The organism is Tateyamaria omphalii (genome assembly GCF_014651375.1).
Lineage (GTDB): Bacteria > Pseudomonadota > Alphaproteobacteria > Rhodobacterales > Rhodobacteraceae > Tateyamaria > Tateyamaria omphalii.
Genome location: NZ_BMWT01000004.1, coordinates 229315 through 244795, shown reverse-complemented (window position 1 = coordinate 244795; position 15481 = coordinate 229315). Strand labels below are relative to the sequence as shown.

The following is a 15481-nucleotide window of genomic DNA, read 5'->3' as shown; positions in this document are numbered from 1 at the left end:
CATTCCGATGAAAGCCATTCAATACTCACGTTTCGGTCCTGCCGCAGATGTTCTGACATTGGTTGATATGCCAACGCCGAACCCGGCAACTGGCGAAGTGCTGGTCGAGCTGACCTATTCCGGCGTGAACCCGTCAGATGTCAAGGCGCGGTCCGGCTCGCGCCCCGGTGTGACCAAACCACCGTTTGATCAGATCATCCCACACAGTGATGGCGCAGGACGTGTCGTTGCAGTTGGCGACGGCATACCCGAGACAAAGATTGGGCAGCGGGTCTGGATTTGGAACGGACAATGGCAACGGCCCTTTGGCACCGCAGCAACACATATCTGTCTGCCCTCAGATCAGGCGGTGCCGCTGCCAGCGTCAATCTCTCTGGAGACCGGAGCTATATTGGGCATCCCCGGCCTGACCGCAGCGCATGCCGTGTTCGGAGGCGGAGATATTTCCGACCAAACGCTCTTGATCCAAGGTGGTGCAGGTACAGTGGGCCTGCTGGCCGTGCAGTTGGCCAAGTGGGGCGGGGCCAAGGTGATCGCGACAGCACGGGGCAAAGGCTTGGCAGCCGCAGAAAATGCGGGGGCAGATGTCGTTCTAAACTATTCTGACCCCGATCTGGCGCAGCATATTCTCGCGGCCAATGCCGGTGCCACTGTCTCTCGCATCATCGAAGTCGAATTTGGCCTGAACGTCGAGACCGACGCCGAGGTGATTGCACCGAACGGGACCATCGCCGCCTACGGGTCGGCGCTGGACATGGCCCCCACGCTGCCCTTTGGTCCGTTGCTGTTTAAGGCGGCGACCATCGACATCCTGTTGATCTATCTTCTACTGCCCGACCAGCGCGCCGTGGCGATCAAGCATTTGCACGATGCTTTGACTGCTGGCGCTCTGACGTGCCCGGTTGCACAGAGCTTTCAACTTGCCGACACCGCGCATGCACATGAAGCGGTCGAAGCAGGTGGTCGCAACGGGGCCGTTCTGGTGGAGGTGCAGGCGTGATCCGCGCCCTTTTGATCATCCTGTGTCTGTGCGCGGCCCCTCTTTACGCACAGAACGCAGATCAACCACAGGGCACGATCGCCATCACGGACAACGCCGCGCAGGATGCGGCCATTGCCGTGCGCATCCGCGATATTCTCAATGAACTGGAAGGGTTCGACGGGGTCACGGTCTCTGTCACCTCGGGGATCGTGACGCTGCGGGGCACAACAGTGGACACGGCAACTGCCGACCGTCTGAACGAACTGGTGGGCCGAGTCGAAGGCGTCGTTGCGATCGAAAACCAGGTGACCGAAACGACCGATGTGGTTGCCCGCCTGAACCCTGCTGTTGAACGCTTCCAGGCCCGCATGACCCAGGCCGTTGCAATGTTGCCGCTGATTGCTGTGGCTCTGCTGGCCTTTGTGCTCGTTCTGACCCTTGGCGTATTGCTGGCGCGCGCCCGCTATCCTTGGGACCGGATTGCACCCAATGCCTTTATCGCCAACATCTACCGCCAGGTGGTGCGCATTCTGTTCTTCATCGCGGGTGTCGTCATCGCGTTGGATATTCTTGGGGCAACCGCCCTGCTGGGCACGATATTGGGCGCGGCAGGTATCGTGGGTCTGGCCATCGGCTTTGCCGTGCGGGACACGGTCGAGAACTTCATCGCTTCGATCATGCTGTCGATCCGCCAACCCTTTCGCCCCAATGACGTGGTTGAGATCGAGGGCGACACAGGCAAAGTCATTCGCCTGACCAGTCGGGCCACCATCTTGCTCAGCTTTGACGGCAACCATATCCGCATCCCCAATGCGACCGTTTTCAAAAGCCGGATCGTGAATTTCTCAACCAATCAAGAGCGGCGGTTCAGCTTTGAAATTGGCGTGAGTTCGGATGCTGATCTGGCGGAGGTTCGGCAGACGGCAGAAGAAACCGTGGCGGAATTGCCCTTTATCCTGTCCGAGCCAGCGCCCATGTCATGGATTGAACGGATTGGCGACGGCGCAATCTTTCTGACTGTCACCGGCTGGATTGATCAAGAGGCAACGTCGTTGGCCCGCGCCAAGGGCGAAGCGCTTCGTCTGGTCAAAGCACGGATCGAAAGCGCCGGGATCGAAGTTCCTGACACGACCTATCGCATTCAATTGCTTGGTGGCGCGGCAAATCACGTCGAATTAGCCCAACCGGGACGAACCGAATCTGCGGCCGCGCCGCCGCCGATTTCAGACGTCGACGCCGCCGATGTCACCGACATGTCGGAAGCAGGACTGGACAAGCTGGTCGATGCCGAACGTAATGACCCGGAAGCCCCCGATTTGCTGACGGATGCCGCGCCCAAGGAATAGTCGTTTTTTTGGCGTAAAGGGGCTTGCGCGCGCGGCACGCCCACTCTAATTAGCGCGGCACGTTGGGATGTAGCTCAATTGGTAGAGCACCGGTTTTTGGTACCGTAGGTTGTAGGTTCGAGTCCTACCATCCCAGCCATCCATACCTCCAATACCGCAAAGTTTGCGTAGGGTATCGTTACGCGTCGCTACCGCATTTCAGGCCGGTTTCGGCATCGAGCCTATTCGAAGTTGGAATTGAAGCACTTCCTTTGCAAAAGGCGCTTGATTCCACGTCCTACAATCCATCAGGCGGTTCAGCCGGAGGGGCACCATGAACAACAGGCTCCGTGCGCCCCATCCTGCAAAGATCGCAAATGCGAACTGCCTCGGTGATGCCCATCATTGCGAGTCTCCGAAAATCAGGCAGAACAAACGGGTCCGCACCGTCATAATCCACTTCGTAGCCGAGGTCCTCAAAAGAAGCGATGGATAATCGACTTAGTGGGCGCTGATCGCCGGATAGGAAACCCGTCAGCAATTCATCGCCAAACACCAACTCTCTCCAATGGCTTTCGCGCGTGCCAGCACCACCGGTGTTTGAGATCGGAACAGCATTTCCACCCTGTGGGTCAAGGGCCGCAAACTCCCTTGCAGCCGAAGCTCCGACAAAACGCGGGTCCATTGTGCCTGTGCCTTGGATCAGATTTTTCCTGTCCCAAAGCGTTCCGAACCCCAATACATGAGCCATTTCATGAAGGATCACATCTTCAAACCGCCCCCCAGCTTCGAGACTAGCCACATCTGCTTGGTCGAATTGCATAATACCGACGAGCGGCAAACCGTCGACCTGACGCAAGAGTGTTGGACCGGCCTGCCCTAGCACACCGTTCGCGCCGTCAATGGGTTGGATCGAAACGTCAATTCTGACGCCGCTCAAGATATCGCCATCGATTTCGATGGGATCGAAGCCAGTGTTTATGACCTGATCCCAACGCTGCGCTGATCGTTCAAAAACCGTGCGCCTTTGATCCGTTACGTTGCCGTCAAAACTGAGTTCGATCATGATTTGATCCCTCCTGTTTCGTGCATCGGTAATGTGACAGAGGATGACGAGATAGTACCACCGCCCGCCGTTTTGTAGGCATCCAGCAGCCGAAAATGAGATGATACGGCAGCCAGAAATTGCCATCGACGTACACTTTACGCTCGTTGGGTTGCGGTTGCGGTCCAAATGGTTGGATTCGACCGGAGCAGTCCAAACCGACCAGCATCGATGTCGGTTCACCGATTGGAAGCATTGCCGACTTTGCAAGACGCTCTACGTTTTTGCGGACACATGGAGAGTTGACTATGCGCAAGTGGATGATCGGAGCAGTTTTCGCCTGTAGCCTTGCTGGTGCAGCGTTTGCGCAGGGCGCCGAGATCGAGGGCGTCATTGCCAGTCAAATCGAAGCTTTCAAAGCGGATGATTTTACACTGGCATTTACCTTCGCCGCCCCGTCGATCCGAGGAATTTTCCGGACGCCAGAGAATTTCGGTCGCATGGTTACACAGGGCTATCCGATGGTGTGGCGCCCCGCTGATGTCACCTATCTCGACCTGCGCGAGGAAGCCGGAACTTATGTTCAGACCGTCCGAATAGAGGATACAGATGGTGTGACACATTTTCTGGCGTATTCGATGGTCGAAACCGGTGATGGTTGGAAAATCAGTGGTGTTCAGCTCTTGGATGCACCTGGGGTGAGTGCGTAAACATCTTCGCACTAGGATATCGTCGTTAGCGTCTTGGTGTGGCCTGCGCAATGTGGCCAGTTCGTTGGATCTTTCATCAATGATCCGAGGAATCGGCGACGGGTTGAATAACACCTAGTCATATGATAAGTTTTCTCTTCTCTTCTGAGGAGGCCATTGTGATCCGCACCGCACAACATGCTGAACAACCCCAAGTCATCGCCCCCCTTAGCGACCCTCAGCGCATCGCCACTGTTATCAGAGCCGTTGTGCGAATTGCAGAGGCGTGGTCGCTGACCAACGGGGAGGCTGCTGCCTTGTTTGATGTGCCGACAGCCACGTGGAGCCGTATGAAAGCCGGAGCTTTCAAGGGCAAACTTGATCAGGACAAAATGATGCGCGCCAGTCTGTTGATCGGCATTTTCAAAGGCCTGCGCCTGCTGTTTAACGGCCCCTTGGAAGCGGGGTGGCCAAAGCAGCCAAATGCCGGTCCGGCTTTTGTCGGGCAGACCCCAATAGACCGAATGATCGCAGGCGGCATCCCCGCGATGATGACTGTAAGACGCCATATCGACGCCCTGCGAGGCGGCGTGTGAGCGACGTATCAGGCATTCAGGCCCGCCATTTTATTGAAGCCACGACAACCCGCCTGATCTCGACCGCTTACATCAACGAACCCGCATTGGCGCCTCTGGCTGACGACAAGGATGACCTGGCCTTTCTCGCGGAATTGGAGGGCCAATCGTCATCACGTCTTGGTCTCCCGGAATTCATTCCGCCTGGGGTGCGTTCCGACGAGTTGGTGAACGAACACCACGGGTATGGGTGGACGTACATCAACGCTGCATTTTGCTACACGCGAGAAACCGGGAACCGTTTCAGCGGGCCAGACCGCGGCGCATGGTACGCGACATGGGGTGAGGATCGGGTCGAGACGGCGCAATCCGAGGTCAGCTGGCATTTGACTCAGGAATTGCATGCCACTGGTATCTACGAAAACGTGACGGCCTATCGCGAACTGAACGCGTCATTCGCCACAGAGTTTCACGACCTGCACGGAGCCGGTTTAAAGGCAGAATTGCACCCCGATCCGGGCATCGGGTATCCGGCGGGCCAGCGTTTGGCAGATCGATACGTGGCCGCTGGATCAAATGGATTTCTGTTTCCTTCCGTTCGCCGATCCGGAGGCTCATGCCTGGCCGCATTTCGTCCCAACGTGATCCAAAATGTCCGACAAGGCGCCACGTGGGTTTTTACATGGTTTGGGCAGCCTGAGCCTGCGATTTCTTCCGGTGCCAAACAACCGGCCCCGGCGCATATGTAGCAGGGTCGCAAACTTAACCGACCGTTTTCCAATCGAAACAAAGACTGTATCCTGAGTGAAAAGCGCATTTGAACGTTTCTGCCCGCACCGTTTCGTCACTTTAAACGACATTGACGGAAAAGCAGCTCTCTGCGTGACATGCTCAAGTTGTACAGGCCACGGATCACACTCGCGATTGATCTAGCCTGGCAGTCACAGCAACCCTGCCAACATTGCATTTGAAAGCGAACTCCCCTCGCAAGCTCACAGGAATTCTGCAAGCAGCGGAACGGGTCGACCTCGGCTCTGAACGTGTCCGCATACCGCCACACGTTGCGCATATGGTGCTTGTGCCGAACGGTCCTGTCGGCGCTCATTAACCTCTTGTTGATACTTCCCCTGCCCGTGATAGCCGCGCTTTCGGAACGGCTTTGGGTTGACTGCGTGACATGGGCTGTTTCGGCCCCTGCGGAAAAGGGATGAATAGATGAACAAGGCAATTACAGATGGCGTACTTTTGATGCCACCCGCCTTTGCAGACGGTTTGGATGTCTGGTCTAGCGGTGACGGCACCCCAGGATCAGACACGTACGAGAACGCGCCCAATGCGGCCCTTGTTGTTGCCGACCAGGATTTTGGCGGATGCCTTGAGTTGCAAAAAACGTCAAACACAACGCGCCTGCGTTACATGGGACAAACCCCCTTGCTGCCTGGGTGTTACTTGCGTGTGATTGTCCGACTGAAAGCGATCAGCGGAAGCCTGCCATCCGTTCGTGTCGGAGGATATGCAGCCTTGGCAAACGGGAACGCGGTACCCGGTGTTGATACTGTAGGAGACAGCGTGGCGCTGGCGAACTACGGTGACGTGGTCGAACTGTCGGCAATTATCGGCGCTGGCAACCGATCAGGTGTTGACCTTGTCTGGGGTCCCGAAGCGGTCTACGGGCATTTTGGTCTGGACCTGACAGGCCCCAACGGTGGGATTGTCCGAATAGACGACATTATCGTCGAAGACATCACGTCCGTTTTCCTGCGCGACATCCTATCAGTCGTCGATGTCCGTGATTTCGGCGCAATTGGCGATGGCATCACCGATGACAGCGCCGCCTTTGATGCCGCCAACGCTGCTGCCAATGGTCGGACAATTCTGGTTCCGGAAGGCGTGTTCCGACTGGAAAACGACGTTGCTTTTCAGGAATTGGTCAAGTTCGAAGGCACACTGAGCATGCCGGACGACAGCATGCTTTTGTTGCGCAAAAGCTATGACTTGCCAACGTATATTGAAGCCTTTGGCGACGAAGTCGTCGCGTTCAAAAAAGCATTTCAGGCCTTGTTGAACAGCTCAGACCACGAAAGCCTGGATTTGGGTGGGCGCCGCATTGCCGTTTTCGAACCCATAGATATGCAATCGGCAGTTCCAAACCGGGATCAATACAATACGCGTCGCGTGATCCGGAATGGGCAGTTCGAAGCACTGGGGGCGGATTGGGGTACTGAAACGGTCACCAGTCAAGCAACATACAATTCATCCGACACCCGCACGCTGAGCAATGTCACAAACATCGCGAACATACCCGTAGGAGCACTTGTTACAGGCAACGGCGTTGGTCGCGAAATATATGTTCGGAGCAAGAATGTCGGAGCCGGAACACTGACTTTGAATGCGCCTCCATTTGATGCTGAAGGTACGCAGACCTATACATTCGAGCGTTTCGACTACTTGATTGATTTCAGCGGCTTCTCGAAGCTGTCAAAGTTCAACATGTCGAACATCGAATTTCAGTGCAATGGGAAGTGCAGCGGCATCATGTTGGCCCCTGCTGGCCCAACCTTTGAATTGCAGGACTCTTTTATCAGCCGTCCAAAGGAACGTGGCATTACTTCTATCGGCGGCGGGTGTCAGGGCATTCTGATCGACCGGTGTCAGTTCCTGTCATCCGAAGAGTCAGTGAATGTAACTGAGCGCCAGACCGTTGGCCTCAACGTTAACTCGAATGACGCTAAGATACGCGATTGTCGCGCCACCCGCTTCCGCCATTTCATGGTTCTGGCCGGTCAGAACCATCTGATCAAAGGCAATCACTTCTTCCAGGGTGACGGCATAGCAGGCGGCCTGCGCACAGCAGGTGTTGTCCTGCAAGACAACTATACTGCCAGCGTGGTCACCGGGAACTACATCGACAATTGCTTTGTTGAATGGACCAACGAGCGAGACCCCACACCTCAATTCAACGCAGGTTTTTCCTTCAGTTCGTTCAGCCTGACGGACAATGTATTTCTGTCCGGTAGCGTTGCCCCCTGGTTCAGCTACCTGGTGATCAAACCTCATGCTGCGGGCCATTTCCTGAACGGTGTGACGGTGACCGGCAACCGGTTCCGGTCCATCAATGGCCAGATTGACCGAGCAGAGCGCGTCGACACCAGCTTTGCCGATCTGGACTACGACCGGAACCGTGCTGTCTGGTTCAAGGGTAACTCCTACCACAACGTGCGCGAACACGCAGAAAACCCATTGGTCATAGCACACAGCCAAAGCACGAAAGCACGCACCTGGGTGATCGAGACAGACAACCGGCTCCCTTTTGAAAGCTACTGTCAATTCGTGGATTCTGTTGCACTGACCGACGACTTACGCAACACGGTGAACCAGCGTCGTTACGAAATGCCGGTGGCACGCGGGCGTGCAGGTTCAAACGAAGATGCGTTCACGCTGGAGTTCAGTGAAGACGTGAGTGGCTCGGCGCGCGCAACCGTTCGGATGGACCGCGGCTGATCTAAACCGCTGTCAGAAAGACCGCCAGATACCCATTTTGAGGGCGAGGGTTCCATCCTCGTCCTCAAGGCCCAGGACAAAACTTGCCCCGTCGGGTTTGGGTTGCCAGATCACCGATGGGGCGAGAGTTGCTGACGTATCCCCATCAGCGCTGGTGACAAAGACCTGCATCATCACCTTGAACTTGTCGTTGAGCGCAAGGCCTACGGTGGAGTCGAGCTTCAGCGTGTTGGGACCCTCGTTTATCGCCCATTCCACGGCACCGTCGATCGCCACCCAACCGTGGCGATCCTTGATGGTGATACCCCGGCCATAACTCAAACCGGTGCGCAGCAGCGGCTCCATAACAAGGCCGAACGTGCTGCCAATCCCTATGTCATAGGCCAGTTTGTAGTTCTTTTCGCCCGTCGGGATCGGCTTGCGGATAAAGACGAACGCCGTGCCATCGCCCAAACGCCCCAGCGTCATGTCCGCATCAACCTTCGCTCCCAGCGTGAGCTTGGGCCGCAGCCCGTACTCGACATACACCGTTCCATCGAGCCGACCGGTTTCTTCGTAGACGCCGCTGTATGACAGAAAGCCCTTCCTGTGCTCCTGCAACCACGCTCCGGCCTGCGCGCCGGGCGCAAGCGCCAATAGCAGCAGGGTCAGGAAAAGGCGCATCACGGGTTCATCTGTCTTTCTTAACAAAGAATGACCGTGACCCAGACTTGGTTAACAATTGATTAGGATCGGGTTTTCGCTCTTTTTTGCCGATCCGCCCTGCAGTGGAAGCCGACCGACCCTATATGGGATGGGAGCCATTTGGAGACACGCACATGCAATGCCCCATCGACGGAACGCCCCTTGTCATCACTGACCGCAGCGGGGTCGAGATTGACTATTGCCCGCAGTGTCGTGGGGTGTGGTTGGATCGGGGTGAACTGGACAAAATCATCGAGCGTGCAGCAGCCTATTCCGCACCGCCGCCCCCGCCCCAAGCCCCGCGCGGACAGCCGGAACGGGATTATGACGACCAAGACTATGACCCTCGCCGCAGGAAACGGAAGAAGGGCATGGGCGACTTGCTGGGCGACATCTTTGATTTCTAGGCCAGGCGGCTCATCAGAACCATCGCCAGAAGTGCACAGCCAAGGCCAGCATATTCCCGGGCGTGCAGCGTTTCGCCGAAATGCAGCGCGCCGATCAGCGCCAGCGCAATAAGCGTGAGCATGGAGTATGCGACGCCCGCTTGCGCCAGCGTGAAGTGCTGCATGGCATAGAACCAGAAAAACGCCGATATGCCGTAAAGCACGACACCCAGCATGACGAGGCCGGACCACATGGGTTGGTTCCCGTCGGCGGCCAGTTTCAATACATAGTCACCTGCGATGACGACCAATGCTGTCACGAAGGTAAATGCAAATCCGAAAACGATATGATCCATTTGAAAGCCCTTGAATGAGGGCCTCGCGATGGTCTGCGGGGCTTTGAAAGTATCGGGCGATCATAGCACGCCGAAGGGCCGGGCCGTAGTCCGGTATTCCTGACGTGTCAGGCGACGGGTGCAGTGGCGCAGGCGCGGAACTTCTGCACTTCGGGCGCGGCGCCTGTGAGCGAAACGGTGACCGCGGCCGTCTGGGTAAAGGCGGTGGCGGTTGTGTTGAATTCGAGCCCGTCCAGCACATTCCCAAAGCCCACATCGGTCACCGTGAGCGTATTCGCATCGGTCCTGTGGCGCGTTGTCGAGATCGTGTTGGGTTGTGCGCCATCAAAGCGGATGGAGAAGGCCGCGGCGTTGGGCCAACCGTCGGGGCTTGTGACCGCGATGGCGTAGAGACGGCTGGCGTGGTCGTAGGTCACCGCGATATCTGCCGTCGGCTCGGCGTGCGACAGGGTGCAGATCGGGGTTGGGCTGAACTCCCATGCGTGGGCTGGAGCCGCGAGCAGGATGAGGGTCAGGAGACTGCGCATGCAGCGAACATAGCGTGCCGCCCTGCCCGCGCCAGTCCCGCAAAGTTTTGCTATACTCATGGTCAGGAGGTGCCCTATGCCCAAGATCGATCCAGCCACCGAGTGCCAGACCGTTATCACAACCTTCGAATGCTCCCCCGGCACTTGTGCCGACCTGTTGGACAGGCTGCAGGAAGCCTATCGCGACTTCATCTCGCACCAGCCAGGGTTCATTGCCGCTGGGTTGCATGTGAACGACGCGCAGACGCGGATTGCCAATTACTCGCAATGGCAACGGCGCGAGGATTTTCAGGCGATGCTGCGGACGGAGGAGATGCGGGAACGGAACCGGGAGATTGCCGGGCTATGCACGCGGTTTGAACCGGTGATGTATGAGGTGGCGGGGGTTTTTTGAGGGGGAACCGCGTCTCGCATACGGTCGGAATAATCGGGATTCGGTGGTGAGTTCAGCGCCCACATAGTGAGGTTGGGCGCGGCTCGGCGACGCAGCTGACCGAGAGCAACAGCACGTCTTCAAAGCGCAGGGATAAAACTGTAGACTGAAGTAGTTCTGCGCCGACAAAGGAATAGTATTTGTCACTTTCAGAAAAACTGCTTGTTTTGGCAAATGACTTTGCCCATGCCCGAGCTAAACCGTTCAAGGATAGCAAATTTGGAAACTTTGTCCGCCATGACTTAGCAATTGAGGCTAAGAAACACCTATCCTTCTGGCCGTTTGACTTAACGGTCAAAGCCAGCGTCGGAGCTGGTAATTGGGCGGCTGTTCCCTGGTTGGCTTTCTTTGATCCACTTGTGACTGACGGTGCTACCCACGGCTTTTATGTTGTCTACTTGATCAATGCGCAGGAAAATTCGATTACTCTATCAATGAATCAAGGAGCTACAAAAGTTTACGAGGAGTTTGGCAAAGCAAGAGGCCTTGAAGTACTACGCAGGCGGGCACTTGATATTTCCGATAGGGTGTCTGATTTTTCCAAAAAATTTTCGAATGATCCGATAGATTTAGGTTCGTCGGCTGACCTTCCGGCCGGATATGAAGCTGGGCATTCATTTGGGGTTACGTATCCTCGCCAGGAATTATCGGAGAGCTCTTGTATAGAAGATTTGCGAAAAATGTTGGAGGCCTATGAGGCACTGGTGGATCGGGGGGGTGTTACGCCAATCGACGTAATGATCTCGGAATTTCCCGGAGTGACTGTAGAGGAAACACGTAGGTTAGTTTTATCGCAGAGAATTGAGCGTTCAAGGAGCGTTCGACGCGCGGTTTTAGCTGCTAAGAAGGCAGTATGCGAGGGATGCGGGCTAGACCCCATAGAAGATTATCGATTTGACGGAAAACCTCTCGAAACACCCTTGGACGTTCATCACGCAACGCCGCTGTTCCAACTGGCGGAAGGTGAGTCCAAAAGATACAGAATTCCTGACGACTTTTTGGTCTTGTGCCCAACATGCCATCGAATGATTCACAAGCAGAACGACCCTTCAGACTTAGAAGCACTTAGGAAGAAAATCAGATTCAAGCACATGAGGGAAATGGGCTGGTAGAGAGCTACCGCTTCCGCCGCTTCACATTCCCACCCCTTTGACCAGCACGCCCGGCCGTTGACCGCCCGGACGCCTTCTGCGCATCGTCCACGGCCTTTTCGACCGCGTATTGCCGCGCCATGGGGTCGTCGGCAATCGCCAAGTCCACCGTTTCCAGCCGTTTGACCTCGTCCCGCAGGCGGGCCGCTTCTTCGAACTCCAGGTTCTCGGCAGCCTTGCGCATGTCGGCGCGCAGGCCGTCGAGCACGGCTTGCAGGTTGCCGCCCGCCATCTGGTTGTCGATCTTGGCGGTGACGCGGGATTGGTCCGTGTCGCCTTGGTAGAGGCCCGCCAGAACGTCCTCGACGTTCTTTTTCACCGTCTCGGGCGTGATACCGTGTTCTTCGTTGTAAGCGATCTGCTTGGCGCGGCGGCGGTTGGTTTCGGCGAGCGCGCGCTCCATCGACCCCGTCACCTTGTCGGCGTACATGATCACGCGGCCATCGGCGTTCCGCGCGGCGCGGCCGATGGTTTGTACAAGCGAAGTTTCGGAGCGCAGGAACCCTTCCTTGTCCGCATCGAGGATCGCAACCAGACCGCATTCGGGGATGTCGAGCCCCTCGCGCAGCAGGTTGATCCCGATCAGCACATCGAAGGCCCCCAGCCGCAGGTCGCGCAGGATTTCGATGCGTTCGAGCGTGTCGATGTCGGAGTGCATGTAGCGGACGCGAATGCCCTGTTCGTGCATGTATTCCGTCAGGTCCTCGGCCATGCGCTTGGTCAGGGTGGTGACCAGCGTGCGGTAGCCATCGGCAGCGACCTTGCGGACCTCGTCGAGTAGGTCGTCGACCTGCATCTCGACCGGGCGGATTTCGACCTCGGGGTCCAAGAGGCCCGTGGGGCGGATCACCTGTTCGGTGAAGACCCCGCCCGTCTGTTCGATCTCCCACGCGGCGGGGGTGGCGGAGACGAAGACGGATTGGGGGCGCATGGCGTCCCATTCCTCGAACTTGAGCGGGCGGTTGTCCATGCACGATGGCAGGCGGAAGCCGTGTTCGGCCAGTGTGAACTTGCGGCGGTAGTCGCCTTTGTACATGCCGCCGATCTGGGGGACGGAGACGTGGGATTCATCCGCGAAGACGATGGCGTTGTCGGGGATGAATTCGAAGAGCGTGGGGGGCGGTTCGCCCGGGGCGCGGCCGGTGAGGTAGCGAGAGTAGTTCTCGATCCCGTTGCAGACGCCGGTGGCTTCGAGCATTTCCAGATCGAAGTTGGTGCGCTGTTCGAGCCGCTGCGCTTCGAGCAGTTTGCCCTCGCCCACCAGTTGGTCGAGCCGGATCTTGAGTTCCTTTTTGATGCCGATGATGGCCTGGTTCATCGTCGGTTTGGGCGTGACGTAGTGGGAGTTGGCGTAGACGCGGATATGTTCGAGCGATGCCGCCTTTTCGCCGGTCAGGGGGTCGAATTCGGTGATGGATTCCAGTTCTTCGCCGAAGAAAGACAACTTCCATGCCCGATCCTCAAGGTGGGCGGGGAAGATTTCGAGGCTGTCGCCACGGACTCGGAATGAGCCCCGCTGGAAGGCCTGATCGTTGCGGCGGTATTGCTGGGCGACCAGGTCAGCGATGACCTGCCGCTGATCGTACATCTTGCCGGTTTTCAGGTCTTGGGTCATCGCCCCGTAGGTTTCGACAGAACCGATGCCGTAGATGCATGACACAGAGGCCACGATGATCACGTCATCCCGCTCCAAGAGCGCACGGGTCGCGGAGTGGCGCATGCGATCGATCTGTTCGTTGATCTGGGATTCTTTCTCGATGTAGGTGTCCGAGCGGGCCACGTAGGCCTCGGGCTGGTAGTAGTCGTAGTACGACACAAAGTATTCGACGGCGTTGTCAGGGAAGAACCCTTTGAACTCGCCATAGAGCTGGGCCGCGAGCGTTTTGTTCGGGGCGAGGATGATCGCCGGACGCTGCGTTTCCTCGATCACCTTGGCCATGGTGTAGGTCTTGCCCGTGCCCGTCGCGCCCAGCAGGACCTGATCGCGGTCGCCATCCAGAACCCCCTGCGACAGTTCGGCAATCGCCGTGGGCTGGTCGCCTGCGGGTTTGAACTCGGTGTTCATCACCAGCTGCTTGCCGCCCTCCAGCTTGAGCCGGGTGCGGACATCCTCGGCCGGGTTGGCGAGGTAGGTGACGGGTTCGGAGGAATCGGTATGTGCGTAGGCCATGCACGTAATCTGGCGCAAAGGGGTCCGGGCGCAAGTGGGCTCGGCGCTTTGCTGTCAGGAATTGGCAGGAGCATACAGCCGCATGGGTGTGTCCATTCCTTTGAGGGTTTCGGTGCCCACGTGGCGAGTGGGCATACCCGCCAGTTGCGCGACGCTGTCCGACAACAGAACGGGTTCGTCCAACCTGCCGCAGAACGCCTCGACCCGCGCGGCGATGTTGACGGACTGGCCCAGCACGGTGAAATCCAGCCGTTCGCGAGCACCGACATTGCCATAGAGCAGCTTGCCGAAGTGGATGCCGGTGCCGAAGGGAACCGGCAGCTCGGCCAGGGCAGCGATGCCCATGGCGGCGTGGGCGGCACTCAGCGCCTGACGGCACGCCTCGACCTGACCGGTAGAGCTGCCGTCGGATGGGAAGAGCGCCAGCACGCCGTCGCCCATGAATTTCAGGATCTCGCCGCCATTGTTGTCGATGGCATCCGACATCACCTCGAAATACCGGTTTGCGACGTCCAGCGCTTGTTCAGCAGGCTGCGTGGCATTCAATGCTGTCCAGCCACGGATGTCGGAGAACAGGATGGCCGCTTCGATCTGTTCGATGTCGCCGCGGGTGATCTGGCCGTCGAGCACGTGCTGGCCGGTGCGGGGACCAAGATAGCTTGTGGCAATGGCGTTCGCCATGTGGTCATGGCGTTGCGCTTCGACCACCGGGGCCAGCACCTCGGATATGGTGTCGAGCAGGGCGATGTCTTCGTCGCTGAAACCGGGGCCATCCGCCGCAAAGATGATGATCCCGAAAGTGCCGGTGGCAAAGAGCATCGGGCGACCGTACCAATCTGTCGCTCCGCGGGCCTTGAGTTCATGCAAGATAAGGTGGTCGTCCGGGCCGAGCGTGTCATCGAGACGCCGACGAAAGGGGGCCTGATTGGTGGAAATGATCTCCATCGGGCTGCCAATGTACGTGGCGCGTGTTTCGATGCCGTGTGGCGCACGCAACTGAGCCTTGTCTTCAGCGTCGTTGCCGCCGGGGTCCCAGATATAGCTGACCGCTGCGACAAGAGGATGGGTCGTGCGCATGCCGATGCGCAGCCGCATCAGGGGGATACCCGCCGCGCGCAATCGCGGTCCCAGCTCGTCCGTCAGCGCCTGCAACCCTTGGAGGCGCCCCTTGGTCAGGATCCAATCAATAAAGTGCGCGGCATCATGCATATTTTGTATATGATCCTGTTCGCATCTGAGACAAATCGCATCTTGCAGTGGCGGGCGGAATTCCCGATATGTTTTTCAGCAAGATCAGGAGCCACACAATGCGCGCACGCATCTACCAGCCAGCCAAGACGGCGATGTCGTCCGGTACAGCCAAGACCAAGCACTGGGTGCTGGAATTTGCACCAGCGTCGGCCCGGTCTGTTGATCCGCTGATGGGATGGACGTCGTCTTCGGATACCCAGGCTCAGGTACATATGTCCTTTGAGACCAAAGAGGCCGCTCTGGACTATGCCAAGGAACATGGCATCGACGCACAGGTACAAGAACCCAACAAGCGCAAGGCCAATATTCGCCCCGGCGGTTACGGTGAAAACTTCGCTACAAATAGGCGCGGGGCCTGGACGCACTAGGTTTTGAGTGCGTCAAGCACTTAAGACGGCAAACGCTG

At 57.6% G+C, this 15481-nt stretch carries 16 protein-coding genes and 1 tRNA gene; 11 read left to right on the top strand and 6 right to left on the bottom strand.

The genetic code is table 11. The annotated features are described in order from the left end of the window. The first annotated feature begins 7 nt into the window (after positions 1-7). The 3 genes from IE087_RS15205 to IE087_RS15195 all read left to right on the top strand — a co-directional run bounded on the left by IE087_RS15205 (position 8) and on the right by IE087_RS15195 (position 2467). Positions 8-1000, top strand: coding sequence for an NADPH:quinone reductase (locus IE087_RS15205; protein WP_189370450.1), 993 nt, complete (start codon positions 8-10; stop codon positions 998-1000). Next, the gene (locus tag IE087_RS15200) at positions 997-2328 is read left to right on the top strand and encodes a mechanosensitive ion channel family protein (RefSeq protein WP_308425466.1); all 1332 of its coding nucleotides are present in this window, start codon (positions 997-999) and stop codon (positions 2326-2328) included. Before IE087_RS15205 ends, IE087_RS15200 begins: the two co-directional genes overlap by 4 nt. Before the next feature lie 63 nt (positions 2329-2391). Continuing rightward, positions 2392-2467: transfer RNA gene (locus tag IE087_RS15195), tRNA-Gln, on the top strand. Between the two features lie 138 nt (positions 2468-2605). Here the strand turns inward: IE087_RS15195 and IE087_RS15190 are convergent. Beyond that, a complete protein-coding gene (locus IE087_RS15190; RefSeq protein ID WP_189370214.1) occupies positions 2606-3373 on the bottom strand; it encodes a leishmanolysin-related zinc metalloendopeptidase in 768 nt (255 codons plus the stop codon). A gap of 287 nt (positions 3374-3660) precedes the next feature. On the opposite strand from IE087_RS15190, the gene IE087_RS15185 reads away from it, so the two are divergent. From IE087_RS15185 to IE087_RS15170, 4 genes are all read left to right on the top strand, one after another. Beyond that, positions 3661-4062, top strand: coding sequence for a DUF4864 domain-containing protein (locus IE087_RS15185; RefSeq protein ID WP_189370213.1), 402 nt, complete (start codon positions 3661-3663; stop codon positions 4060-4062). Positions 4063-4220: 158 nt separating this feature from the next. Further along, positions 4221-4637, top strand: a complete 417-nt coding sequence (locus tag IE087_RS15180) for an antitoxin Xre-like helix-turn-helix domain-containing protein (protein WP_229801402.1) — start codon at positions 4221-4223, stop codon at positions 4635-4637. Further along, a complete protein-coding gene (locus tag IE087_RS15175) occupies positions 4634-5365 on the top strand; it encodes an RES family NAD+ phosphorylase (protein ID WP_229801401.1) in 732 nt (243 codons plus the stop codon). Before IE087_RS15180 ends, IE087_RS15175 begins: the two co-directional genes overlap by 4 nt. A 466-nt stretch (positions 5366-5831) precedes the next feature. Continuing rightward, positions 5832-8117: a glycosyl hydrolase family 28-related protein gene (locus IE087_RS15170; protein WP_189370212.1), complete on the top strand. Its 2286-nt coding sequence runs from the start codon at positions 5832-5834 to the stop codon at positions 8115-8117. Positions 8118-8129: 12 nt separating this feature from the next. On the opposite strand, the gene IE087_RS15165 is transcribed toward IE087_RS15170, so the two are convergent. Beyond that, complete coding sequence (locus IE087_RS15165; RefSeq protein WP_189370211.1) at positions 8130-8783, bottom strand: hypothetical protein; 654 nt, start codon at positions 8781-8783, stop codon at positions 8130-8132. Positions 8784-8935: 152 nt separating this feature from the next. Here IE087_RS15165 and IE087_RS15160 point away from each other — a divergent pair, with 152 nt between their 5' ends. After that, entirely contained in the window at positions 8936-9208 is a 273-nt protein-coding gene (locus IE087_RS15160) for a TFIIB-type zinc ribbon-containing protein (protein WP_189370446.1), read from the top strand. On the opposite strand, the gene IE087_RS15155 is transcribed toward IE087_RS15160, so the two are convergent. Both IE087_RS15155 and IE087_RS15150 read right to left on the bottom strand, forming a co-directional pair. After that, positions 9205-9543, bottom strand: coding sequence for an EamA family transporter (locus tag IE087_RS15155; RefSeq protein ID WP_189370210.1), 339 nt, complete (start codon positions 9541-9543; stop codon positions 9205-9207). The genes IE087_RS15160 and IE087_RS15155 overlap by 4 nt on opposite strands. Before the next feature lie 107 nt (positions 9544-9650). Further along, on the bottom strand, positions 9651-10070 hold the full coding sequence (locus tag IE087_RS15150; RefSeq protein ID WP_189370209.1) for a hypothetical protein: 420 nt from the start codon (positions 10068-10070) through the stop codon (positions 9651-9653). A gap of 76 nt (positions 10071-10146) precedes the next feature. Between IE087_RS15150 and IE087_RS15145 the strand changes: the two genes are divergently transcribed. Together IE087_RS15145 and IE087_RS15140 are read left to right on the top strand one after the other, a co-directional pair. Beyond that, the gene (locus IE087_RS15145; protein ID WP_189370208.1) at positions 10147-10464 is read left to right on the top strand and encodes an antibiotic biosynthesis monooxygenase family protein; all 318 of its coding nucleotides are present in this window, start codon (positions 10147-10149) and stop codon (positions 10462-10464) included. A gap of 179 nt (positions 10465-10643) precedes the next feature. Next, positions 10644-11615 (top strand): MrcB family domain-containing protein, encoded by a 972-nt coding sequence (locus IE087_RS15140; RefSeq protein WP_189370207.1) that lies wholly within the window; start codon positions 10644-10646, stop codon positions 11613-11615. Between the two features lie 4 nt (positions 11616-11619). On the opposite strand, the gene uvrB is transcribed toward IE087_RS15140, so the two are convergent. Then, on the bottom strand, positions 11620-13824 hold the full coding sequence (uvrB, locus tag IE087_RS15135) for an excinuclease ABC subunit UvrB (protein WP_189370206.1): 2205 nt from the start codon (positions 13822-13824) through the stop codon (positions 11620-11622). Positions 13825-13878: 54 nt separating this feature from the next. Continuing rightward, positions 13879-15033, bottom strand: a complete 1155-nt coding sequence (locus IE087_RS15130; RefSeq protein ID WP_189370205.1) for an adenylate/guanylate cyclase domain-containing protein — start codon at positions 15031-15033, stop codon at positions 13879-13881. A 98-nt stretch (positions 15034-15131) separates the two neighbouring features. On the opposite strand from IE087_RS15130, the gene IE087_RS15125 reads away from it, so the two are divergent. Further along, positions 15132-15443, top strand: a complete 312-nt coding sequence (locus tag IE087_RS15125) for an ETC complex I subunit (protein ID WP_189370204.1) — start codon at positions 15132-15134, stop codon at positions 15441-15443. The last annotated feature ends 38 nt before the right edge of the window (positions 15444-15481 follow it).